The organism is Paenibacillus sp. FSL R5-0519 (assembly GCF_037974275.1).
Classification (GTDB): domain Bacteria; phylum Bacillota; class Bacilli; order Paenibacillales; family Paenibacillaceae; genus Paenibacillus.
Window position 1 is genome coordinate 3,265,918 of record NZ_CP150234.1, and the last position, 24,082, is coordinate 3,289,999.

Sequence of the window (24,082 nt, forward strand, 5' to 3'; positions counted from 1 at the left end):
ATCAATCTCTAATGGAGTTGTTTCATGTAAGATTTGAACTCTTCAGCGATCTCTTTATATTTCGTATGTTGCAGGTAATGTGAACCATCCATCGGGATCACTTTGCCCTGTGCAGATTGTTTCACTTGCTCTTCATGCAGCGGAATCCACTGGGGATTTTGCTCGTTATTCGATTGAACGAAGAGCAGCATCGGCAGATCACGAGGGTAAGTGAGTTTTTCTCCATTTTTGAAATTGGAACCCAGGTGTTTAAGCTCATCGATCATTGTCGAATTGGTAGAGACTTGATTCGAGATCAACCTCATCTGTTCTTTGGTATGCTCGTCGTATGCAAGTGATGCATATGAATCACCACTCACTTTAGCAATTACTCTCATCAGGCCTGATTGTTTAAGAAATTTCATTAGGTTCAAAGGTAACTTAACATCCATGCCAGGTTGATTTGGAACGCTGCTATCGATCCCGACAAAAGCGGAAACTTCATCCGGATACGTGTTCACATAAGTCGCTGCGTAAAGTCCCGTGATGGAATGCCCCATCAGAATGTAACGGTCAATACCGAGCTGCTGTACAGCTTCATGAATTTCGCTGACGATATTTTCCGTGGTTCTCTCCGTCTCGGTTTCGTCGCTTAATCCATAACCTAAAGGTTCGATTGCAACAACCTTGTAATCAGGAGTTAATTCATCAATTAACAATTTGAAGTCAAGTACTGGCGAGGGGGTTCCTTGTCCAGGCAAAAGCACAATGGTTTGTTCGCCGCTGCCTTGAATGTACACATTCATATTCTTCCCATCTACATTGACATATTGGCCGTACGATTCGATTTTCTTTTTCTCTGCCCCATTACTTATCGTATGAACGACAAACGTGATGCCCATGAACAGCACCAGCGCGCCGATAATACCACCTATTATTTTCAACCATAAGTTCCGTTTTCTACGGCCTTTAGTCCCCGTTGTTGTTACATCCACTGCTTCTGCCATATCCATCTTCTCCTGTCCTTTATATCTGTAGAGCCGCTCTTGCGACATAGGTATAGTGTAACCATGTAAGATGTACCCTTCGTGACGGGAATATGAACTGAATATGAACAAACAAAAAAAGAGAGCTGCTTATTAGAGCAGTTCTCTTTATGATTAGACCTTGTTTAGTGATCAAGAAACACAAGCTGAATGAAGAACAGTACTGCAAAAATGTAGAAGATTGGATGAACATCTTTACCTTTTCCGCGAAGCAACTTGAGTACTGGGTAGAAAATAAAGCCTACGCCAATCCCTGTTGCAATACTATGCGTGAGCGGAGTAAGGATGATAATCAGGAAGGCAGGAAATGCTTCTTCGAGATCATCCCATTTGATTTTACTGATAACGTTAATCATAAAGTACCCAACAATGATCAGTGCCGGAGAAGTAATCGCCGGAATACTTGATATTACACTTACGATCGGTGTAAAGAACAAGGTCAGCGCAAGCAGCACACTTACCGTTACCGCGGTCAGTCCCGTTCTTCCTCCTGCAGCTACCCCTGTGCTGGACTCGATGTAAGCTGAGGTTGGACTTGTTCCGAGTAAAGCGCCACTTGTGGTTCCTACCGCATCTGCCAATAATGCGCCACGCGAGCGTGGGAATTTACCTTCCTTCAGCAATCCTGCTTGTTCGGCAACGCCGAGCATCGTGCCCGTCGTGTCAAACAGTGTGATCAGCAGGAACGTAAATATGATCGTATACAAGCCATTCGAGAATACGCCTGCCAGATCCAGTTGCAAAGCCGTTGACGAGAGGCCTTGCGGCATGGATACAATGGATTCCGGCATTTGAAATAGTCCCATGATCCAAGCCAGTATCGCTGTAACCACCATTCCGATGAACAGGTAACCTTTCACATTATAAGCCATCAGCACAACGGTAATAATCAATCCGATAATAGTCAGATAAGCCATTGGCTCAGCCAGGTTGCCGATTGTAATCAAATTCGATTCCGAATCGGCAATAATGCCGGCATTTTGCAGACCTACCGTTGTAATAAACAATCCGATCCCTGCGGTTATGGCATGTTTTAAGCTTGCAGGAATGGCATCTAGCAACATGTAACGGAATGAAGTCAGTGATAAAATAATAAACAAAATCCCTGCGATAAATACCGCTCCCAGTGCAACCTGCCAAGACACGCCATACCCGGCAACGACGCTATACGCAAAGAATGCATTCAGTCCCATACCCGGCGCGATGACGATGGGATAATTGGACCATATGCCCATAATCAGGGTTCCGACAATACTTGCCAGTACCGTTGCTATGAATACTCCGTTAAAATCCATGCCCGTGCTGCTGAGTATACCTGGGTTTACGATCACTATGTATACCATTGTAAAGAATGTTGTAATCCCCGCGATAATCTCTGTGGGAATGCTCGTACCTCTTTCTTTTAGTTTGAACCAATTGTCCATGCTAAAGCCAGCCTCCAACTTTCAATTTATACTCCAAGCTAAAAACAAAAAATCCTAATCTTCATATAGGATTGTATTATTAACGCTCCTATATTCGTCGTTAGGATTAAAGATTTAACAGCTATGCTCTATACGAAACATAAAAACGAAACATAAGATACTCATCTCTGTTTTAACCTGAAGTCCATTTCGTATTCTAATTAAAATAACATGCAATGTCAACGATTTGATGATTTGTTCACAGTTATTTACGAACTATATATACCTTATAACTTGTGTTCATTCGTTTTTAGAACATAGTAAGTATTTAGTACTCAATTTTAGAAATCAATGTCTGCAACATATGAAGAAAGACTGCCAGCAATGTTCACTGACAGTCTTTTGCCTAATTTGTAGTAGGTTTCTCTTCATACTCGCTGGATAATTCTTTTAGCGATTTGATTTTACCATGGGGATGTTGTTCTTGCTTTCGTGACTTCCAGGCAGCTTCTTTTCGTTTCTTCTGGTCAGCCATAAAAGAGATCCTCCTCTGGAAACTGAGATGTGTACTACCTCTTTATGATGTCACTATAAGGCAACTTTATTCTACGTTTTTAGCTACTAAGAGGGTGAGAGTAGAAGCTAATTGGCAGGACCCAGATTAATTAAGCTGACATCGGACAAATAGACAGTTGTGTTACCGTCTTCTGCGCCGTCGATGTTACCCAGATCAAATGAGATGCGAGTATTCGCATAGCTGGCTTCTGTTGCATCAAATGTAAACGTAAACTCCTGTTCTTCTGGAGTCAAATCAACTCGTGCCCCAAAGAATCCATGCCATTCATAGTTGGCAGCTGCGTCGACCCATCCAATTCCCAAACCCACTTTTCTGGACTTCTCCGCTTTGGCTTTAAACGTTAATTTGTATTTAAAACCTTGCTGTATGCCAAATCCTTCATTAATGACTTGACGATCCCAAGGGTTCTGTCCAGCGTTACCAATCTTGGCAAGAAGCTGTTGATTGCTAACTTGCATCTCAAGATCATCTGCATTACCATCCGCGTAGGTAAACCAGCTGTCTTTACCTTTGGAGAAGTCTCCATTGGAAATAAGATTAACATGAGCTGGTTGCCCTCCTTGATCTGCATTCGGATTAACTTCATATAACTGAATGTTATGAATGTTAATCGAGTGTTCACCTGTAGATAACGGGTAACCTAGTCCGAATGCAAGTACGGCTGCCGAATCTGGGGTATCCCCCATGGTGATGGTATAACTATATGACTGTGGAACAGCAGTTAATTCCACTTCTTCTTCCAAATACTTCACAAAATCCCCTGCGTTCTGAGAAAGGACCGCTTGCATGGATTTAGGACTGGAAGCAGATGCCTCGAAGGTAAGTCGATATGATTTATTTGCATCCAGTTCGATCTGATCTTGTTGCAGCAAAGCATCCCACCATTGTTCAGTTGTACCAGGCAAGTTAATCGTTAATCCTTCGCCTTCGTCATGTGAAGCTGTCAGATCATTAGGAATTAGCTCCCAATGATTCAGATCTGTTGCAAGCTGGCTGTTTCGAACTTTGTTTAGTGAGATATCCACCCAACGTGTATTATAATTTGCTCCTTCAAAATTGACATAATAGGATTTGCCTGCTGTCAAGTTGACCCCCGGGAAATACACAGTTTTGTATGTTTGCCATCCCCCCGTGTCTCCGAGATTCAGTTCGGATTGAGCAACGATTGTACCTTGTTCATCCTGAATGCTGAACCGTACTTCAGAATCACTTTTCCCACTGGCCATTCGGGCAGAGAGTACATATCCCCCCTCTTGGGCCACATCAATTTTATATTGCAACAGATCTCCCTGATCCATGTAGCTGACGTGTTTGCCGCCTTCGACGGAGTCCTCCAGTTGCAAACCTTGCATCTCCCAGGCTTCGGTTGCAGGGATATGTGCGTAGCCATTCACGGACAGCGGTTTGCCTCGTTTGGTCAGACGTACGTTGTCCACATATACCTTGCCGTTGGAACTTCCGAATAACAGTCTAAGTTCGGATTGTGCGATTGCTGGCCCATCTCCAACGATGATCTCTCCGGTATACGTTTTCATTTCTTGGTTCAATGAGAGGTTTTGTCCTTGATGAACCTGCACCGTATGCCCATTACTGCTGACAACATCGATATCGATGCTTCGTGATGAATCTGCTTTGGCATCAAAGGAGAATCCATACGTTGAATTGGCCTCCAGTTTCAACTCCGGTTGGTTCACAGACACCTGTTGTGGTTCACCATTTGTCTGCGTAACATCCACAACCAGTTGACGCTCCATAATCGGGAATTTCAAGAAGTTATTCACGCTGATTTTGGCTTCAGCATTCTCCTGAACACTGGTGGTCCAGAAACCGAGACGTTCCTTGCCTTGATCAAATGTACCATTGTAGATGAAATTGCCATCAGGCAGTGTATTTCGTTCTACAACTAATGGATCAGCTTCACCTACTTCGATCAGCCTGACATTGGCAAACCAAACGCTTGTATCATCCAGCCCCAGATTGAATTCAAATCTGGCATTGTTATCCGATCCATCCCGCATATTGAAGGTATAGTCATAGGATTGCCAATCCGTCGTGAGTGCAAAGGTGTTATCACCCGAATAATTCGTCCAGCTTTTTTCATATTGGTTCACTTTGGACATGATTGTACGGTTAGCAGATGCCTTCGCATCAAATTGTATTTTGTACTTTTTATTCTTCTGGATGTACATCGGCATCTGAGTGAGTTGAACTGAATAGTTTTCAGTCCCCGATGCATCAATGGTAACTTGTGCTGCTTTCCCTTTCTGCTCATCATTTACCACGTTGACACTGCCGGCTCCATCAGCATTCGTAATGAATTTCCACTGCTGAGGTACTCCATTTTGTTCAGACCCTTCCGTAAAACGATCATTGTAGATTTGATTGCCATCGGTTTGTGGTTCACGCTGTTGCGTGGGCTCGATGGGGTTGGTTGTTACATCAGGCCATGTGTTGAGATTTTTGTAAGAGTAGACACGCACAAAATCAACATTCATCGTTTCAGAAGTGAAATCGCTCTCAGGTGAGCCCGGCCAATCTCCGCCAACTGCCAGATTCAGAATCAGATAGAATGGACGATCAAATGGTGCAGGAAACGTGTAATACTCGGGTTGACCCGCAGCCTTCGTTTGCCAGTTGGTCACTTCATGATGCAGTTTACCATCTACATAGAATCGAATCATACCCGGCAACCATTCCACCTGGAAATCATGATAATCGTCAGCAAAGGTTTCTCCCTCCGGAAGAGTAAGGCTTCCCTGATCATGTCCATGGGAACCATCAGGCTTCACACTATCATAATGCAATGTGCTATATACCTTGTCATTGCTCTCATTGCCACCAATGAGCTCCATAATATCGATCTCTCCAGATGCCGGCCATCCTCCATAATGCGCTTCATCGGTTGGCATCATCCAGATGGCAGGCCACATGCCCTTTTCAATAGGAAGCTTTGCACGTACAACCACTTTACCGTAGGTCCAGTCCCCTTTTCCCATGGAGATCAGTTTGCCTGAGCTGTAATCTTTACCGTTTTTCTCTCCTTTTTTCGCTTCAATCTGCAGTACACTTCGATTCTGATCTTTCGTAATGCGAGTATTGTCCGGGCTGTAATATTGCAACTCATTATTATATACCAGACCCGTATCCTGCACGGTCCATTTGGAGGCATCAATCGCAGGTCCGTTGAACTCATCATTCCAGACGAGTTCCCATTGATCATGCGGAATCGTTGTAGCAGGCACCGGTTTTTCACCCGCAGGATTGCCTGGTGTTGATGGGTTAGATGGTGTCTGCCCTCCTGGAGTAGATGGCGTTGGCGTATTTGGCACGCCCGTTGACCCCCCAGGCTGTGACGATGCAGGTTGCGGAACTTCCCCTGTCATGGATGTACGCAGACCTCGTTTTACTTTCTCTCCATTAATAACAACATCATTCGCATCAACACTTAATTGTTGGATCGTACCTTTGCTATCCACTCGGGTCTGGTTCGCACCTGCGAGAATATTCATAGTATCAATCAGACTATTGGAGGAGATATCCAGAATGGATTGTTGCATGACAACGATCTCCTGAATCGTACTTTCTTCCGTGATGGCAACTCTTACGGGTTCCCCACGTTTGTCAACGACTACTCGATTCAGCTTGGAGTTGCTAATGTCGATGGAATGACTGCCCCCGCCTTTAATAATGACACTTCCTGTAACCGTTACGCCCTGAAGAACAACAGTCCCCTCGCCAATGCCTTCTGCCAGCAGCAGATTCCCGTTGATAACCGTATTTTTCAGCGTGACATCTGTCGAGTTAACAATGAAGTTGCCATCCACCCGGGACTCGTATACACCAGGAGCGTTTTTCACATCGGCAATCATCGCCGACAGTAACTGGGCTGTCTCCGCTCGTGTAATTGGTGCTTTGGGATTTAATTTCCCCTGGAAGCCTTTGATCATATTTTCGTTCACCAGATAGGTAAGCGCTTTCTTGGAATAACTGGAAATATCATCTGCATCCTGAAATTTTGATAGATCACTATCTTCGTTCATAGCCGTTGAAAGTTGAAAAGCTCGATCTACCATAACCGCTGCATCTTGACGGGTAATCGGTTGTTTCGGTGACAGATGCTCACGGTCTGTGCCTTCAATAATGCCAGAACCATTGGCCCGAACCATCACATCATGGTACCAATCGTCTGAAGACAGATCCGCATATGAATCAGTCGTCGCATTACCCGTGAAACCAAAGGCCCGATCCAAAATCATAACGAATTCAGCTCGGCTAATGACCTGATTAGGCTTGAATGTGCCGTCCGTGTAACCTTTCAATAGATTCAAGTCCTGCAACCGTGTAACTGCGGATTGTGACCAATGCCCGGTAAGGTCATTATAGGAAACAGAGGAGTGCAGGCTTTTCGCCTGCACATTTCCCACCTCCGCTTGACCCTTTACACTTTCTGCTCCAGTAGTTGCTGGATAAACAAGCGAAGCCATTAAACTTGATGCGACCAACCATGCCAGTCCTCTTCTCATCTTACTTCCTCCCTCAGCTCAGTTATCCTTGCATAGTCTAGCTATTCCTTGACTGCTCCAATAACAATTCCCTTTACGAAGAAACGTTGTAAAAACGGGTATACCATCAGAATCGGAAGCGCACCGATAAAGATCTGTGCTGCGCGTACGGTCCGCTGCGAGATATTCTCCAACATGGAAGGATCCACGTTGATTTTGCTGAGATCTTGCTGAACAATAATAGTCTGTAACAGAGAAGCAAGCGGATAGTTTTTAATATCAGACATGTAGATCATTCCGTCGAACCAGGAGTTCCACTGATACACCATTGTAAACAAAGACAAGGTTGCGATTGCCGGTAGCGACAGTGGGACGTAGACCAGAATCAACGTTTTGATATGACCTGCTCCATCCAGATAGGCTGCTTCTTCAAGTTCTTTCGGCAGACCACGGAAGAAGTTCATCATCAGAATGACGTTCCACACGGACAGGGCGCCGGGCAGAATAAGCGCCCAGATCGTATTCATCAGACCAAGCTTCTGAATCAGAATGTAACTGGGAATCAGACCGCCGCTGAACAAAATGGTGAATACAAAGAACCATGTATACAACGAGCGACCTTTAAAGCTGATATCTTCCTTCGACAACGGAAATGCGGTAATGAGCATGATGACCATACCGATGATCGTGGCAAGCACAGTCCGTTTAAGAGACACCAGAAGCGAGTTGATGAAATTTGAATTTCCGAAGGTTTTCACATAAGCGTCCGTTGTGAAACCAATGGGCCAGAAGCTGACAAGATTCGATGATGCCGGCGCCATACTGCTGAATGAAACAGCCAATATATGAATAATTGGTAAAATGCAGAGTAACGATAATATCCCAAGAAAAGTATAGTTAGCGATGCTAAATATGCGGTATCCTTTTGTTTTATAATACAAGCCCTTTTCTCCTCTCTAGAAAACTCGATAATTAGCCAGTTTGTAAGCCATTCTGTACGATATAACAATCAAAATGGTAGCTACCACTGATTTGAATAACCCCACTGCTGTGGCAAAACTCATCTTCCCGTTCAAGATTCCGAGTCGATATACAAAGGTGTCAATGATGTCGCCTTTGTCATACACAAGTGGATTGTACAAGTTGAACACCTGATCAAATCCGGCGTTCAGGATATTGCCGATCGAGAGCGTCATCAATACAATTGTGATTGGCATCAATGCTGGAATTGTAATGTGCAGCGTCTGTTTGAAGCGGTTGGCCCCATCCACCTCGGCAGCCTCGTAGAGCGCAGGATTGATTCCGGATAGAGAAGCCAGAAATACGATCGTACCAAAACCAAATTCTTTCCAGACATCGCTGACGATTAGCGTAATACGGAACCATGTGCCATCTCCCAGGAAGAAGATCGGTTCTCCTCCAAAGGCTACGACAAGCTGGTTCACCATGCCGCCCTGAGGAGACAGGATGTCGAGCAGAATCCCACCGAGAATAACCCATGATAGGAAATGTGGCAGATACACAAGCGTTTGACTCACTCTTTTGAATGCCGTCAAGCGAACTTCATTGAGCAAAATGGCAAACAAAAATGGGGCGAACAGTCCCGCGATGATTTTGAAAAATGCAATGACTAGTGTATTCCAGATCACCTGACCTACATCCGGATATAAGAATAAATATCTAAAATTGTCCCAACCAACCCATTTGGATTCAGAAAATCCCAAGTAAGGCTTAAAATCCTGAAAAGCAATGACAATGCCGCCCATCGGTATGTACTGAAACACCAGTGCCAGCAATACGGCTGGTACGAGCATCATATGCAAGGTCCAATTCCGTTGCATATTCCAGCGCTGCTTGACCCTGGTGGAGCGCCGTTTATGCGGCGTTTCTAACGTATGTTCCTTCACTCCTGCATCCCCCATGTTCTAAAATTTATATTTTACAAGTCATCGTGAACTTGTATATTAAAATTATAGCAATGGAAATTTGCGATCTATATCCTAATATTGCAACAACGATATCACTATTTTAATGAGATTAAGGAGGTTGAACTTTGCTCACACGCATGAATGTCTTTACCAAAATTACATTGTTGTTTGTGATGCTGCTTATTTTGGTATTGTTTCTCTACACGTACTCGAACCGGGAAAGCGTACGAGTTATCGAACATGAGATTCAGAACAACACGATGAATCATCTTTCGACGTTTGCGGATTCAGTAGAATCAAATATATACCAATTGTCATTATATGGAATGTCTATTGGACAAGATTCCAGTATTCAGGAATATCAACGTCCTGACTACAAAGACGTACCTTATGAACGTGTAAAAGTCGGAAGCGCCATTCTGGAGAAGATGAATCTGTATAACGCAGCGAGTAAATGGCACTCGACGATTACGCTGTACTTCCCCCGGATGAAGAAAGTGATATCAACGGATTATTATGCCTATATTCCCTATAGGGATAACGAATTCACGGAGCCGCTGTCCCAGTCGTGGACCTATGCCGATCATCAGTTTATCTGGTATACGACCGATCCAACGACAGCGATGGCGAAACCCGGCAAAGCTCGGTTAATTACCAAAATCAGTTTTCCGGATTACCATTTAACCGCACTGCTGAATCAAAACAAGTTAAACAACAAGGGTGATCCGTTTATGTTCCACCCGGATTATGGTTTAATCAGTAATAGCTCCGGAAAGGATACCTTGAAGGCCATCCTGCCCTCTCTGAAAGAAGCAGATCTGAAAACCAGTGGTGGATTCAGCACAACGTTGAACAAGACGGAATATTACGTCTCTTACATTCAATCCAAGAGCCTTGGCTGGTACTATGTTGACTATGTTCCCATGCAGCAAATATTAAAACCGATTACGAGCAGCCGGAATCTCTTTTACGCTTCAATTGCGGTTCTGATCGTGATGAGTGTTGTTGTGCTGTATACACTCTATCGCAGTGTGCAACTTCCACTTCTACAGTTAGTGAAAGGAACGAATCGTTTATCCACCGGGGATTTTTCCGTTCGGCTGCATCATACGGCGAGGAATGAATTTAGTCTTTTATTTGCACGTTTCAACATCATGGCACAACGAATTCAAGAGTTAATCGAGAATGTATATGAGGAAAAATTGAGAAGTCGCGAAGCCACGCTTAAACAGCTTCAATCGCAGATTAATCCGCATTTTCTCTATAACTGTCTCTTCTATATCAAGAACATGGCCCGAATGAAAAATGAGAAAGCTGTGGTAGCCATGGCACTTAATCTGGGAGAGTATTACCGATACATAACCAGGTCTGAAAAGGATCAAGCCACGCTTCGGGAAGAGTTGACGATGGTCAAAAATTATTTGGAAATTCAGTCACTGCGATTGGAACGAATGCATTTTACAATCGACGTCCCCCATGCTATTTTGGATAAAACAGTTCCCAGACTGACCCTTCAGCCTATTATTGAGAACGCTATTATTCATGGTTTGGAACCCAGATCCGAGAATGGTGAGATCAAAATTTATGCCGATTGCGAGAATGATGTGTACACGATTACAGTGGAGGATAGCGGGCTTGGTATGTCTGATGAACAGCTTGAACAATTAAGGAATAATCTTACCAAACCGCTGGATGAGAACATGGGATGTGGCACATGGAATGTCCACCAACGCTTGTCTTTTCTCTATGGTGATGGATCAGGACTGGCCTATGATCATTCTGAATCAGGTGGGATCAAAGTTAACATCGTATGGCACGACAATACTAACAAGTAGGTGAGCAACTCATGCTGCAAATATTACTAGTGGACGATGAACGATCAGTCGTGGAAACGCTGGCCGAGACCATTCCGTGGGAAAGCTGCGGGATTGGCACAGTACATGAAGCCTTATCCGGTTCGGTAGCGTTGGAAATCATGGAAAACCACGACATTGACATTGTCATTACAGATATACGAATGCCCGAAATGTCAGGTATAGCGCTTATTACAGCGATTCATGAAAAATGGCCCCATGTCCAGACGATTCTGTTATCAGGTCATGCTGATTTTGAATATGCAAAACAGGCTATCGCCCAGGAAAGCTTTGATTACTTGCTAAAACCGGTTAGCGATGAAGATCTTATTGAAACGGTCCAACGCCTCGTTCATCGAATTAAAGAAAAGTGGGAAACGGCAGCCTCCCATCAACGAGCTTTACACGCCTTTCAGGATCACCTGCCCTTGCTTCAATCCACAATGCTGCATGAATTGCTGACTGGAAAAGTCTATGATCCGAAGACACTGGCAGACAAGCTTGATCTGCTGGAGCTTCCCTACTCCATAGGTGAAGACCTGGGTATGCTGGTTATTCGCATGGAGAAACATCTATCTGAAATGGCACACGGTGACCTTGCCCTAATGGAATATGCGATATGTAATATCATTAGTGAAGTGATGCATAATCATTTTCATATCTGGCACACACGAGACGTTCACGATTACATTGTTGTTCTGGTTAGCATGAAGCACTCCACAACGATGAGCTATAGCAGGAATGAGACACCTCAGACCCTGCTTGAGCAATATGCTGCCCAGATTCAAACGAATGTTAAGTTATACTTGAAGGGTGCGATCTCGATTTCTGTCTCTAACTGGGGCAAGTTTCCTCACGAAATAGGGGAAATCTATGAGCGGGCCGTTATGTCCATGCGTAAACGGATGGGGCAAGTTCAAGGCTTGTTTGTCACAGCTTCCGATGAAACGGACGCCAATCCGCTTCATACGATCAGGTCACTTTATCAGCCGCCAACGTTGATCAGTCTATTGGAAGCTGGGCGGTTTGAGGATGTGGAACAAAAAATCAGGCATATTTTTGAGGAATTGCTGCATTCGAGTGAACATCATGATATTGCGGAGTCAACCATTGAGGTGTATTTTGCTCTTGCTGGTGCATTTGCGTACATCATTCATAAAAATGGTAAACAAATATCATCATTGATTCCAGCGGAGTCCAATCGTTATTTTCATGCTCCTAGCTATTCTACTGCACAGCAGTTGCAGGACTGGTCCATACGTACGCTTTATTACATACGAGATGATGCCGAACAAGAGCTCAGAGACAATCACAGCACCATTGTACGCAGCGTCAAGAGTTTCGTAGACCTTCATCTGGCCGGAGATGTATCGCTGCCTGCCATTGCCGACCATGTGCATCTGCATCCAGTATACTTGTCCAAGGTATATAAGGCAGAAACCGGTGAAGCACTTACCGCCTATGTATACCGATTAAGGATGGAGAAAGCAGCCTATCATTTGCGAACGTCAACTGCCAAGGTATTTGAAATTGCTGAACTGGTCGGTTACAACAATACCGCCTATTTCATACGAGTTTTCAAGAAATTTTATGATCTTACTCCTCAAGAATATCGGGAAAATCTGCCGGTTTAGGCAATACTCCGACCAGACTTTAACGTTTTGCCAGACTCACCGTTTTCCCCATTTTCATAGTGCATAGCAAAAGGCATTGCCGGAGTTCATATCCAGCAATGCCTTTTGTCTGCTTATGTGAGCGCGATGCATCGAAGTAATACTCGCGTCTCAGTCCTCGTACTATTTTCCGCTTTTCACGGAATCATACCACTCGTTTACTTCTTTTGTAATCTGATCTCCGCCGGAAGACTTCCATTTCTCAACAAATGAGTCGAACGCATCCACAGAGGTTTTGCCATATACAATTTGAGAGAAGGTATCTTTCTCCATCTTCGTCAAAATATCATTGTTCATCTGCATCGTCATGGAAGGTGCACCGGTAAACATCTGATTGAACACGATATCTTTTTGATCCAATACAATTTTGGCTGCATCAAGCATAGGTGTAGGTACACCTGATTTGATTTTTTTCTCAAAAGGTGTTGTTGGTTCTTCACCACTTGCCAGCTTCGCGAGTGTTGTCATGCTCAAACTCGGAATACGCGCTCCATCAAAAGTTAACGTGTACTTCTCGGGAGCATAACCACCCGTCAGACTTGCATCAGTTGATGGTTTCCCATCGACCATAACCCAATCGTATCCTTCTGCAAATCCATGTTCGAACTCATCGCCCTCTTTAGGATTTGCATAGTGATCAAAGAGATAGTTCTGATAGGTGAAAAAGGCTTCCGGATTTTTCATGTCTTTGTTGATCAGAACTACGCCGTTTCCATTCGACGTACCATGTCTCCCTGCCTGGCCATTCGGACCGGAAGGAATCGGGTACGCTTTGTATTCAGCCTCAGGATTGTTTTTCTTCACATCCTCCAGTGGCCAGGATGGCATCCAGTGAGGACCTACCACAATACCTGCTTTTCCAGCAGTAAATTCTTCAGCTGCCTTTGTCTCGTCATATACACCGGCTTCTTCCGGGATATATCCTTTGCTCATCCAGCTTTGTAATTTGGCTAAAGCCTGTTTCGCACCGGGTGTCACGGAGCCGTATTCAAGTTTTCCATCTTCCGTCAGATTCCATTGGTTCGGCATGGTACCATAAGCGCCAAATACCCATCCGGCTTCTGACATCCAGGTGTTAAGCCAGTTCTTGAAGCCAATGGTCAATCCGTAGGTATCCTGCTTTCCATTGCCATCTGGATCTTGGTTCGTAAACGTTTCCATAATAACTTCAAGATCATCTATGGTTTTAGGTGCTTCCAGATTGAATTTCTTCATCCAGTCTTCACGGATCCACATGACAGGATCGCCGTTATAGGCATAGTCCAGAATAGGAATACCGATTCTTTTTCCATCTTGCATGTATGGATACCATACAGAAGGATCTTCGTTTACGGCTGCTTTCCATGTATCGCTTGCATATTGGTCAAACAACTCGCCAGCATCGACAAATTTTCCAGACTCAATCAATTCACGTACCAGATTGAACTCGCCGCGATACGAAATGATGTCAGGCATTTCAGCATTGGACGCCAGTGATAGGCGCAGCTTTGTCTCAAATGCATTATTGGTAGAAGGAGATATCCACTGGTTTTTCAGCTCAATACCGAGTTTCTCCTTTGCCCATTTGGTATGCACGTTGTTATCCTGATCCTCACCCGGCTTAAACTTCACATCTGGACCCCATGGCCGTAAATAGGTAATAGATACGGGTGGATCATATTTCCCATCTTTGAGCTCCAACGTTGTCGCCGGTGCACTCGTTTCTGTTGGTTTGTCGTTTCCGCTGCTGCATCCGCTCAAGGCTGCTGATAGGGCCAATACACCGATCATGACCAAGCTGCCTACGCGTCTCTTTTTACTTGTGTCCAACTTCGTTCCCCCAGTCTATGTAATGTTGCTTACACGTTAATCATAATGAATGAATGATATTTATGCCCATACTAATATTGCAACATTTATTGCATTAATTTAGGATATTGGATATTGAATACATATATTTAATAAATGCAACACACTTGAAGACAGTAAAAAAGCAGCCGCTAACGGCTGCTTTAGTCTACTTAATTACTCGTATATTTGACCCAATCGTACTCTGCATACAGCGGATTGGCACCGTTGTAAGGACCGAGCCAGCTATCTACACCCGTTCCATTCCAGAGATTCATCATAATTTTGCCCGGTGTTTTTGGAATATTACTGGTTGCCGTATGCTTCAGGACACCATCAACATACCATTTGATATATCCTGGCTGCCAGTCGAAAGCATACGTATGGAAACCTTGAGATGCATCAAAACCTAGATTGATAACCTTCTCATGATTGCCAACGCCATTAGTATAATAATTAAACTGCACTTTGGTGGTGTCTTTGCCTAAAAATTCGATATCAATCTCATCCCATTGGGTGCCATGTGCAGGCCCAGTGTATGTGAAGAATGAAGAAACGACACCTGTGTTTTTGGCAGGTTTCATACTAACTTCATACAAGCCGTACCCGTACGTATTGGTGGAACGGTACTCTCCGCAATCAAACTTGTTCTGTGCAGAGCTGGTCAAACCAAGCTTAAGCTTGCCATCACTTGTAAAATTAACATTGTTAGCCCTCCACGTACAGTTGAACATGTTCCCATTGGAATATCCATCCGCCTTTTGCCATGTACTTGCGTTAAAATAGGTTAGTGGTTCCCAGAACACATAACCCGCGAAAGCGCTTACTGAAAAAAACAACGAAACAATACCTGTTACCGCCAAAGTATACCAAGACTTCCTCTTCATCATACACCTCCATGAATGATTCCAACATGTAAAAGTTAATATTACTGAGTGCAGGTCAATAAGGTAAAGAGAACTGCACTGCAACTAATAGATAGCGCTTACATGGTTGGTATTTCCATTTTATCTGGAAGCAGAGTGGTACACTATAGAAAATTTCAAAGCAGAGATATTCATTTTTTAATATATTGAAGCGCCTGCCCCTCAGCATCGAAGGAAGCAGGCGCTCTATAAATACCATTTACATGTAGCTCAACATTTTGATTTCTTTATTGACACTAGATCATTTCTATTGGGCTCCCGCCCGTACCAAAATGTCTTCTATTTCCTTAAAACCTCTCTTTTTTGCATGACTGAGCGGTGACACACCATCACGATCTGTTATGTTTACGTCTGCTCCATGCTCAATAAGTAATTGAATGGTCTCCTGCTGTTGTGCATTGCCATCGTTTAATATGATCGCTTCCAGAAGCGCTGTCCATCCCAATTGATTCACATGGTCCACATTCACTGAAGTTTGGGTCAGGAGTTCCCGTACCACCTCCACATATCCATGCTCCGAAGCCGGAATAAGTGCCGTTCCTCCATATCGATTCGTTATCGCTGGGTCTGCTCCCGCCTCGATCGTCAATTTCAAAATGTCCAAATATCCTTCAGCGCCAGCATACAGGAATGGGTTATTCTTCATATCATCTTGTACATTTACATCTGCACCAGCTTCAATCAATATTTTTGCTGAGGCCAGATCGTTGTTATAAGTTGCCATCATGGCAGCCGTTCTTCCGTTCTCATCCTGAGCATTGATATGGGCGCCCGCTTGAATCCAAATTTGAATACTTTCGTTATCTCTATCCTCTACCGCCTTGAACAACTGTTCTTCCAGTGAAGTCATGTTCTTCTCCTCCACATTCGAGTCGTTTTTCAACTCAGGTACACAGCCTTGCAAGATAAACATACTACTTATTAGTATAACGATGATCAGCAACTTACTCATACGGCCTCCTTTACTCCAGGGTCAGGGTAACCGAAGAAGAGACGCTCCAATCCCCAACTGGGTTTAATGTATAGGTCGTACCTGGAGTCAGCTTTCCGTCATTCGTAATGTCGAATACACCTGTAGATCCTTTTCGACTTGAGTATTTATAGGTGGCTGTCAGAACTTCCCCGCTAGGTGCTGTTAACGTTACACTACGACCAGAGAACAGTTCATCTCCGGGATCTTGGGCAAGTGTAACTTCAATGGAGGTTTCACTCACAGCCTGAGCACTTGCAACCTCCAGCGCATCAAACGATTTTGCAGTGAATGAAGCATTTTCAAGGTTTGCCCAGTCTGAAGAAACGGTATATGTTACACCTGGTTTCAACACTTGACCTTCAGGCAAACGGAACTTTGATTCTTGTTTGCCGTCTGTCGATTGTGTGAACGGTACATATCTGGCAATGATGGGCTCGCCGTCTTCTGGCGTAATTACAACTTGCCTTGCCTGCATGGAAGAAATGATTTGAAACGTTTTGCCTCCGGCTTGTTCTTGATCATTCAGCACGAACGCATTCGCGCCTCGACCACCGCTGTAAGCCGAGATAATGTAACCGTAATCCACGACTCCGTTCTCTTTCAATGCTTCAATCTCGAATGTATCATTCGTGACTTGACTAGCTGTGGTCATGTTTATTTTCGTGCCACTGCCTTCAAAGGAACCAGCATCTTGACCTTTGTAAGTAAGGCTGTACACTTCACCAGCATCTTGTACGGACGTTGGAACGATGTAAGTGGCAATCGAGCCTGTTTTCAAACGGGGCATATTGGTTAAGGTCAATCCACCACTAAACGCAAAGTCCGATTGTGCCTTGGCAAAAGCTTCATCCGTTGCTGTCAGTGGTTTGTCAAACGTGACGATTAACGTAATGGCATTCAGCGATCTAACGCTCTTGATTTGAGCTTGCTCCGAAGGAACGGCTCGGTGAGCTGTTTGCAATAGCACCGCTGCTTCGCCACGTGTTGCCGAACCGTTCTCGGAGTAGAACTCGCTCATCCAATGCTGAACGGATTTTACGTCACGCTGCATCGCTTTGGATACGACCTGTTCAAGTTCCGCATCTGTCACTTGAGCTTGTGGCTGGAATTGTCCATCGTTTGCCTCCATGATGCCGAGTTCAACAAGCTTTGACGCATATGGCGCATACCATGCATTGGGATTGACATCTGTTAATTCTAAGGTTTCTCCTGTTTTGCTCTCCAAATGAAACGTTTTAAAAACCAATGACGCTAACTCTGCACGGGTAATTGCTCGATGTTCACCCATGGATTGATCTGCGTACCCGTTCATGATCCCCAAACTATTCAGTTCTTTGACAGCAGCATCAATCTGCTGTGGAGTAAGCTGTGCGGTTGTTGCCGCAATGGTATTAACGTATGTAGCTGCATGTACTTGATTCCCAGTTAGCGGGAATACTGCTGTACCTAATGCAGTTATGGTTAGAAATGTAGCGATTTTGCGGGTTGTCGAATTCATGGTTGAATTCCTCCTCTATAGGTTGTAGTTGCCTGTATCTATAGAATAGAGGACAAAAAGAAACTCCCAATGATAAAGTTATTAACAAAATATAAACTGGCTCTAAATTTTCACGAAACTTATGCAGTAAACCGGTAGCCTGCGCCCCATACGGTTTCAATATACGCCGGATTTTTGGGGTCTGTCTCCAGCTTGCCACGCAGTTTGCGAATATGGACGGTAACCGTTGCTATGTCTCCGGTGGAATCCATGCCCCAGATGCGCTCGAACAGATCGGATTTGCTGAATACACGATTGGGATGACTCGCTAGAAATACAAGTAACTCGAATTCCTTGGTTGTAATTGCCACCTCTTCTCCATTAACGAAAACACGGCGTGATCCTTTGTCAATGTGAAGCCCCCGAATGTGGATTTCATCCTGCTCAGTTGGTTTGTTTTTGCCAAGCAGTCTCTCGTATCGGGTCAAATGAGCCTTTGCTCGCGCAACCAATTCACTTGGGCTGAACGGTTTTGTAATAAAGTCATCCACGCCCAGATTAAATGTCCTGATCTTGTCGATTTCTTCCTTTTTCGCTGAAACAACAAGGATGGGCACCTCCTTCACCTCGCGAATACGCCTGCAACATTCGAAGCCGTCGAGTCCCGGAAGCATCAGATCAACAATGATCAGATTGTAGTCCCCCTCCAGTGCCTGCTTCAGACCTTCATCTCCGTTGTGGCAGAGATCCACGGAGAATCCATTGAGCTCAAAATAATCCCGTTCCAGTTCCGCAATCGTTGTTTCGTCCTCAATGATCAAAATGTTTGCCATGACTCATTAGTCCCTCTCTTCATTTAGCCGTTTCAGTTTGATATATAAGCTAGTGCCGTTATGAGGCTTACTTTCTGCCCAGATGAAGCCCCCATGTCCATCAATAATTTGCCGGGCAATAGCTAGCCCAAGTCCACTGCCACCCGTTGACGAGTTGCGGGATTGTTCTGCCCGATAGAAACGTTCAAATATATAGGGCAGTGACTCTTCGGCTATCCCCTTGCCATTGTCTTTAAACGCCATCGTAATCCATTTCTCATCAGCTTGAAGTGTAATCTCGAATCGTTTGTTGTCATTCTCCATGTATTTGAGTGCATTATCCACCACATTGACAACGGTACGTTTTAACTTCTCCGGATCCACAGCAGACATAGCGGGACCAGACACATGGTTGTTCCAATGCAAGGCAACACCTTTGTCCTCCAGATCGTATCTCAACTCTTCAATGCTGTCTTCCAGGAAATCAGCGAGATCAACTGTTTTGAACAGGAAAGGTTCCTGGTTCAGGTCGAGCTTCGAATATAAAAACAGTTCATCCACCAGTTTATCCATACTAACTGCTTTGGAGTGAATGATATTAACGTAACTCTCCATTTTCTCAGGAGTATTGGCCACTCCGTCACGAATACCCTCAATATAACCTTTAATATTGGTAATCGGCGTACGGAGATCATGCGAAATGTTCGAGATAAGCTCTTTTCGGTTCGCTTCGTCCTGCTGTCGTAACGCATAGGAGCGCTGCAATTGATTCCGCATACTCTCAAATGCTTCGCTGAGTTGCCCAACCTCGTCATTGGAATTCAGCTGAATCTCAAAGGATAGATTGCCATCTTTAATATGTTCGGCTGAGCTTCGTAGTTGATTCAACGGCTTAATAAAACTGCGCGTGATCCAGCGGAACAGTAGCAGATTGGTGATAATCAGGACACCGATTAGCAGAAGTGACATCACAGGCAATAATTTGCGAGTAAGTTCCGCAAAGGGGCTTCGCTCCCGAATAACGAAGATACTTCCCCGTTCTCCATCCGAGTATTGAAAATCAAATTTCGCATACGCGTAGAATCGCTCACCAATATTGAAGGTGCTTCGAATCTGATAATTGTTAAGATCGTAGGCAGGTAGAGCTTGTCTCAGTTCAGGCTGGTTGAAGGTCAGCGATTCGAAGATCTGACTATTCTCCCGTCTGACGTAGAGCCCTGACTTCTCAGCTCTCAGCTTCATGTCATATTCACGCAGCAAAACCTTGTTCTGCAGGTCGTCAGGATCATTTTTAGCCAGAAACTTCATCTCTTGAAAGATCGATTCTCCCTGGTCACTCAGTGGATTGATCTGATAATGTACCTTGTATATATCACGAAAACTCTGCAGATCCCCTGTGGCCGCAATCGTGTACAGGCTTGCTGTTAGCAGGATGAACAGCAGACTTATTACGAGCATACTCGTGAAAGATAGCAGCATTTTAATTCGAATGGACATGGGTTCCCCTTCTCAAGCAAACATTTAGATTAGTTAGTGCACATGTTAACACAAGATCGATTCAATTGCCCAGATGTAAAAAAGAGGTTTCGTACTCTCGTTTGTAGTAAGATCTGCAGCCTTTTATCTCAACAGGACTGGCAACATTATTGAAACGAGGTACGGAATGTGAAAGTAGACGTTAATCAGTTAGCAGCGCATTTTGCACACATTCCTTTTCAAGTAGAAGGAATATATCGATATGCTAGTAATCCAGGGGTTCCTCACGCTGACTATACCGATTCCCTCCCTGGATTCGTGTTCCCCCTTACAGGAAAAATACAATTTCATTTTGATGGGACGCCCTATATCTTTTCACCAGTAGTAGTTGTACATGGGGGAGCAAAAATGAAACTGGATCAGACCGTGTTTAATAAAAATGACTGGAGTATATCTTGGTTTTATACCGAATATGTAGTTCAGATCTGGAAGAGTCAAGCTTCTCTCATCAGCATTTTGAATTATCAACGGGCCAATCCCCTCGTCTGATCGAATTAATCATGCGTCTTTGGCATGTGTATAACCAGCATGGAGGTATTTCAAGGTTTCAGACAGAAATGCTGTTTCGCGAAGTGCTGAATGAAACTTTGTTATGTGTTGACCATAGGCAAAAAAGTTGTAAATCAGTTGTTTTATTTGAACGGGTCTCTGCCTATATTCAAAAATACTATGATCAAAGTCTGACGATCGCATCGCTTGCAGAACAAAATAACGTTAATCGTAACCGACTTTAAATCTAAATCATTATACTGAACTTAAACGAACATTACACAGGAGGAATTACAATGCACGATCAAGCTATTAAATTGAATGAGGAATTTGCTAAAATCAACGATCTGTGGTCTCCGAAACTCATTGGAGAAATGAATAACCATCAATTTAAGATCGTAAAGATTGCTGGAGATTTTGAGTGGCATGTTCATGAGGAAACCGATAAGTTGTTTTTGTGCTCGAAGGGGAAATGATAATAGATTTTCGTGATGGGCAAGTGAAGATTCGTAAGGATGAGATGTATATCGTACCCAAGGGAGTCGAGATCAAACCTTCCGCCGAAAAGGAATGTCATATCATGTTAATGGAGCCTGGAAGTGAAGTAAGCACTGGCGGAACTGCTTCAGTATAACCAGTAGTGCCAAGAACCAAGATCTTCTCCTCGGTTAGGGACAGGATCTTGGTTCTTTTATAACAAAAAAAGCCGCTAAAATAGCGACTTTCATTGGTACTATACACTTAGCTCATGAAACAATCTGTAGGCACGAATGTTCACTAGCTGAAATGGCGTTTACAAACCGAGATCATCAGCGAGCCCTTCAACACCTGTGAAGATGGAATCTCCGTAGCCCCAGAAGTTGTTGAAATCAATAATGTAGATTTTCTTGTTTTTAACTGCATTGATGTTCTGTACCTGCTTGTTGGCTAGCAGTTTTTCAATTGTCTGTTCAGGATCAATGCCACCAGCATACCTTGAAATAATCAGGGCATCCGGATTAATCTCGATTAGCTTCTCCAGACTGAGTGTGCCGGTTTCATTAATCAGCATATTATGCATATTGATTAATGACATTGCACTTTCAATAAACGTATCTCCATTTCCGTTGTAGATTCCAATCGTCCCATCACCATTATCCGAAAAAGATGCATAGTTGATCGTTTCAGCGCTAGCTCGGTCCGACAACGCAGTCTCGCGTGCTTTTAGCGTCTCAATATATGCCGCTGCATTCGCTTGTACGTTGAATATCTCACCTAATTCAGTAATATCCTGATACAGGCTATCTAACGATGCATCAGGAACACTGGTGCTTTGTACATATGTTTTGATCCCCATATCATTCAAGCTGCTTACTGTACCAACACCCCAATCTGCATCCTCAAACAATCCACCACGCCCCACAACCAGGTCAGGCGAAGCACCTATGGTCACTTCCTTACCTACATAGCCTTCAGCCAGCACAGGAATTTTTTTGAACTCATCAGCAATATCATCAGGCACACTGCCGAACAGCGCTGCTACACCTACAAGCTTGTCTGTCAAACCAAGGCGAATCATCAGCTCGGCTGCACCTTGGGTATTAGCAACTACTCGTTCAGGTGCCTTGTCAAACGTTTGATCCTTCTTCACCCATGAGCCGTTCTCTGTCGTATAATTTGAAACGGTTATCGGATACGTGGTTTGAGCTGCACCTGAAGCGTCTGCACCCGATGTCTTCTCATCTGCTGCAACCTCCTTCGTTGCTTCCTGTGAGCTATTGTTTGCCTCATTGCTTTCACCCTTACTACTGGAACAGGCTGCAAGTACAAAAACAAGTGCAGCAATAAAGCAAAATAACATTCCTTTTTTTAACCATGTGGACATTTAATTCTCTCCCTTTTCATTTTTATTTTTCTATTTGTGCATTATGTAAAATAGTTAATGTCAGTATACAGCAAATGTCGAATTTCGTAAATGATAATCATAATCATTCTCATTTGATGTCAACACAGCTATTCTCTTATCCGTCTTTTTGCTTGCCTTTGTCAACAATACCAAAAAAGCCGATCCATTTTGTCTATGGATCGGCTTTGCTTGACACTATTCATACTCCAGCTGTTAAATCTGCTCTTACCAACCGCGGTTGGACATGCGCTCTTCTGGAGCCAATTTGGAAATTTCGATCCCTTTCATAGGGGCGCCCAAGTTTTTGGATACTTCGGCAATCAGTTTGTAATCCGTGTAATGTGTTGTAGCTTCAACGATGGCACGAGCGAATTTCTCAGGGTTATCTGATTTGAAAATACCTGATCCTACAAATACACCATCTGCTCCAAGGTGCATCATTAGTGCTGCATCCGCCGGAGTAGCTACACCACCTGCTGCAAAGTTAACGACAGGAAGTTTGCCATTTTCATGTATTTCGCGGAGTAACTCATAAGCTACACCCAGGTTTTTGGCTTCAGCATACAGCTCGTCCTTGGACATGTTTTGCACTTTGCGAAGCTGGCTGTTAATTAGGCGCATATGACGAACTGCCTCTACAATGTTGCCCGTTCCTGGCTCGCCTTTTGTACGAATCATGGATGCTCCCTCGCCAATACGGCGAAGAGCCTCTCCCAAATCTTTGGCTCCACATACAAATGGTACAGTGAACTCATGTTTATCAATATGGAACACTTCGTCTGCAGGCGTGAGAACTTCACTTTCATCGAGATAGTCCACACCAAGTGATTCAAGCACTTTGGCTTCTATGTAATGACCGATACGTGCTTTGGCCATAACTGGAATAGACACAACTTTCATAACTTCTTCAACGATCGTTGGATCTGCCATGCGGGCTACACCGCCGGCTGCGCGAATATCAGAAGGCACCCGCTCAAGAGCCATAACTGCTGTTGCCCCTGCCGCCTCAGCGATTTTAGCTTGCTCAGCGTTCATAACGTCCATGATGACGCCACCTTTTTGCATCTCAGCCATTCCTCTTTTTACACGATCTGTACCTGTTTGCATAATTGTATTCCTCCTATTAACTTTGGGGTGATTTTCAATAAAGGCATCGCTCTAAACTATGATTTAGTATAAAATGAGAATGGTCATAT

General features: G+C 44.0%; 16 protein-coding genes and 2 pseudogenes. 4 read left to right on the top strand and 14 right to left on the bottom strand.

The genetic code is table 11. The features are described 5' to 3' along the window. Positions 1-8 precede the first annotated feature (8 nt). From MKY73_RS14795 to MKY73_RS14820, 6 genes are all read right to left on the bottom strand, one after another. A complete protein-coding gene (locus tag MKY73_RS14795) occupies positions 9-986 on the bottom strand; it encodes an alpha/beta hydrolase (protein WP_339308431.1) in 978 nt (325 codons plus the stop codon). A 164-nt stretch (positions 987-1,150) separates the two neighbouring features. Continuing rightward, positions 1,151-2,449 (bottom strand): NCS2 family permease, encoded by a 1,299-nt coding sequence (locus MKY73_RS14800; RefSeq protein ID WP_339308433.1) that lies wholly within the window; start codon positions 2,447-2,449, stop codon positions 1,151-1,153. A gap of 385 nt (positions 2,450-2,834) precedes the next feature. Beyond that, positions 2,835-2,963, bottom strand: a complete 129-nt coding sequence (locus MKY73_RS14805; RefSeq protein WP_219845137.1) for a DUF6254 family protein — start codon at positions 2,961-2,963, stop codon at positions 2,835-2,837. A 107-nt stretch (positions 2,964-3,070) separates the two neighbouring features. Further along, positions 3,071-7,528 (bottom strand): carbohydrate binding domain-containing protein, encoded by a 4,458-nt coding sequence (locus MKY73_RS14810; protein ID WP_339308435.1) that lies wholly within the window; start codon positions 7,526-7,528, stop codon positions 3,071-3,073. A 41-nt stretch (positions 7,529-7,569) separates the two neighbouring features. Beyond that, positions 7,570-8,448: a carbohydrate ABC transporter permease gene (locus tag MKY73_RS14815; protein ID WP_253435956.1), complete on the bottom strand. Its 879-nt coding sequence runs from the start codon at positions 8,446-8,448 to the stop codon at positions 7,570-7,572. 15 nt (positions 8,449-8,463) lie between these two features. Beyond that, the gene (locus MKY73_RS14820) at positions 8,464-9,348 is read right to left on the bottom strand and encodes an ABC transporter permease subunit (protein WP_253442589.1); all 885 of its coding nucleotides are present in this window, start codon (positions 9,346-9,348) and stop codon (positions 8,464-8,466) included. Positions 9,349-9,560: 212 nt separating this feature from the next. Here MKY73_RS14820 and MKY73_RS14825 point away from each other — a divergent pair, with 212 nt between their 5' ends. Next, a complete protein-coding gene (locus MKY73_RS14825; RefSeq protein WP_339242820.1) occupies positions 9,561-11,270 on the top strand; it encodes a histidine kinase in 1,710 nt (569 codons plus the stop codon). Between the two features lie 11 nt (positions 11,271-11,281). After that, entirely contained in the window at positions 11,282-12,922 is a 1,641-nt protein-coding gene (locus MKY73_RS14830; protein ID WP_339308436.1) for a response regulator, read from the top strand. 162 nt (positions 12,923-13,084) lie between these two features. On the opposite strand, the gene MKY73_RS14835 is transcribed toward MKY73_RS14830, so the two are convergent. From MKY73_RS14835 to MKY73_RS14860, 6 genes are all read right to left on the bottom strand, one after another. Continuing rightward, complete coding sequence (locus MKY73_RS14835; RefSeq protein ID WP_339308438.1) at positions 13,085-14,770, bottom strand: extracellular solute-binding protein; 1,686 nt, start codon at positions 14,768-14,770, stop codon at positions 13,085-13,087. A gap of 191 nt (positions 14,771-14,961) precedes the next feature. Further along, positions 14,962-15,675, bottom strand: coding sequence for a glycoside hydrolase family 16 protein (locus MKY73_RS14840; RefSeq protein ID WP_339308605.1), 714 nt, complete (start codon positions 15,673-15,675; stop codon positions 14,962-14,964). Positions 15,676-15,961: 286 nt separating this feature from the next. Then, positions 15,962-16,666, bottom strand: a complete 705-nt coding sequence (locus tag MKY73_RS14845) for an ankyrin repeat domain-containing protein (protein ID WP_339308440.1) — start codon at positions 16,664-16,666, stop codon at positions 15,962-15,964. Positions 16,667-16,676: 10 nt separating this feature from the next. Next, a complete protein-coding gene (locus tag MKY73_RS14850) occupies positions 16,677-18,185 on the bottom strand; it encodes an S-layer homology domain-containing protein (protein ID WP_339308442.1) in 1,509 nt (502 codons plus the stop codon). Positions 18,186-18,304: 119 nt separating this feature from the next. Beyond that, positions 18,305-18,997, bottom strand: a complete 693-nt coding sequence (locus tag MKY73_RS14855) for a response regulator transcription factor (RefSeq protein WP_339308444.1) — start codon at positions 18,995-18,997, stop codon at positions 18,305-18,307. A gap of 6 nt (positions 18,998-19,003) precedes the next feature. After that, on the bottom strand, positions 19,004-20,473 hold the full coding sequence (locus MKY73_RS14860; RefSeq protein WP_339308446.1) for a HAMP domain-containing sensor histidine kinase: 1,470 nt from the start codon (positions 20,471-20,473) through the stop codon (positions 19,004-19,006). Between the two features lie 168 nt (positions 20,474-20,641). On the opposite strand from MKY73_RS14860, the pseudogene MKY73_RS14865 reads away from it, so the two are divergent. Together MKY73_RS14865 and MKY73_RS14870 are read left to right on the top strand one after the other, a co-directional pair. Beyond that, positions 20,642-21,243 (top strand): annotated as a pseudogene (locus MKY73_RS14865) (AraC family transcriptional regulator); the annotation flags it as partial. A gap of 54 nt (positions 21,244-21,297) precedes the next feature. Next, positions 21,298-21,635: pseudogene (locus MKY73_RS14870) on the top strand (cupin domain-containing protein). Positions 21,636-21,794: 159 nt separating this feature from the next. Here MKY73_RS14870 and MKY73_RS14875 read toward each other — a convergent pair. Further along, the gene (locus tag MKY73_RS14875) at positions 21,795-22,865 is read right to left on the bottom strand and encodes an ABC transporter substrate-binding protein (protein ID WP_339308448.1); all 1,071 of its coding nucleotides are present in this window, start codon (positions 22,863-22,865) and stop codon (positions 21,795-21,797) included. A 246-nt stretch (positions 22,866-23,111) separates the two neighbouring features. Further along, positions 23,112-23,996, bottom strand: coding sequence for a pyridoxal 5'-phosphate synthase lyase subunit PdxS (gene pdxS, locus MKY73_RS14880; RefSeq protein WP_253442583.1), 885 nt, complete (start codon positions 23,994-23,996; stop codon positions 23,112-23,114). Between the last annotated feature and the right edge of the window lie 86 nt (positions 23,997-24,082).

What these genes read in the sequence shown, in the direction of transcription:
- MKY73_RS14795 (WP_339308431.1), bottom strand. Translation starts at nt 986, where the DNA reads ATGGCAGAAGCAGTGGATGTAACAACAACGGGGACTAAAGGCCGTAGA.
- MKY73_RS14800 (WP_339308433.1), bottom strand. Translation starts at nt 2,449, where the DNA reads ATGGACAATTGGTTCAAACTAAAAGAAAGAGGTACGAGCATTCCCACA.
- MKY73_RS14805 (WP_219845137.1), bottom strand. Translation starts at nt 2,963, where the DNA reads ATGGCTGACCAGAAGAAACGAAAAGAAGCTGCCTGGAAGTCACGAAAG.
- MKY73_RS14810 (WP_339308435.1), bottom strand. Translation starts at nt 7,528, where the DNA reads ATGAGAAGAGGACTGGCATGGTTGGTCGCATCAAGTTTAATGGCTTCG.
- MKY73_RS14820 (WP_253442589.1), bottom strand. Translation starts at nt 9,348, where the DNA reads ATGCAACGGAATTGGACCTTGCATATGATGCTCGTACCAGCCGTATTG.
- MKY73_RS14830 (WP_339308436.1), top strand. Translation starts at nt 11,282, where the DNA reads ATGCTGCAAATATTACTAGTGGACGATGAACGATCAGTCGTGGAAACG.
- MKY73_RS14840 (WP_339308605.1), bottom strand. Translation starts at nt 15,675, where the DNA reads ATGAAGAGGAAGTCTTGGTATACTTTGGCGGTAACAGGTATTGTTTCG.
- MKY73_RS14845 (WP_339308440.1), bottom strand. Translation starts at nt 16,666, where the DNA reads ATGAGTAAGTTGCTGATCATCGTTATACTAATAAGTAGTATGTTTATC.
- MKY73_RS14850 (WP_339308442.1), bottom strand. Translation starts at nt 18,185, where the DNA reads ATGAATTCGACAACCCGCAAAATCGCTACATTTCTAACCATAACTGCA.
- MKY73_RS14855 (WP_339308444.1), bottom strand. Translation starts at nt 18,997, where the DNA reads ATGGCAAACATTTTGATCATTGAGGACGAAACAACGATTGCGGAACTG.
- MKY73_RS14860 (WP_339308446.1), bottom strand. Translation starts at nt 20,473, where the DNA reads ATGTCCATTCGAATTAAAATGCTGCTATCTTTCACGAGTATGCTCGTA.
- MKY73_RS14875 (WP_339308448.1), bottom strand. Translation starts at nt 22,865, where the DNA reads ATGTCCACATGGTTAAAAAAAGGAATGTTATTTTGCTTTATTGCTGCA.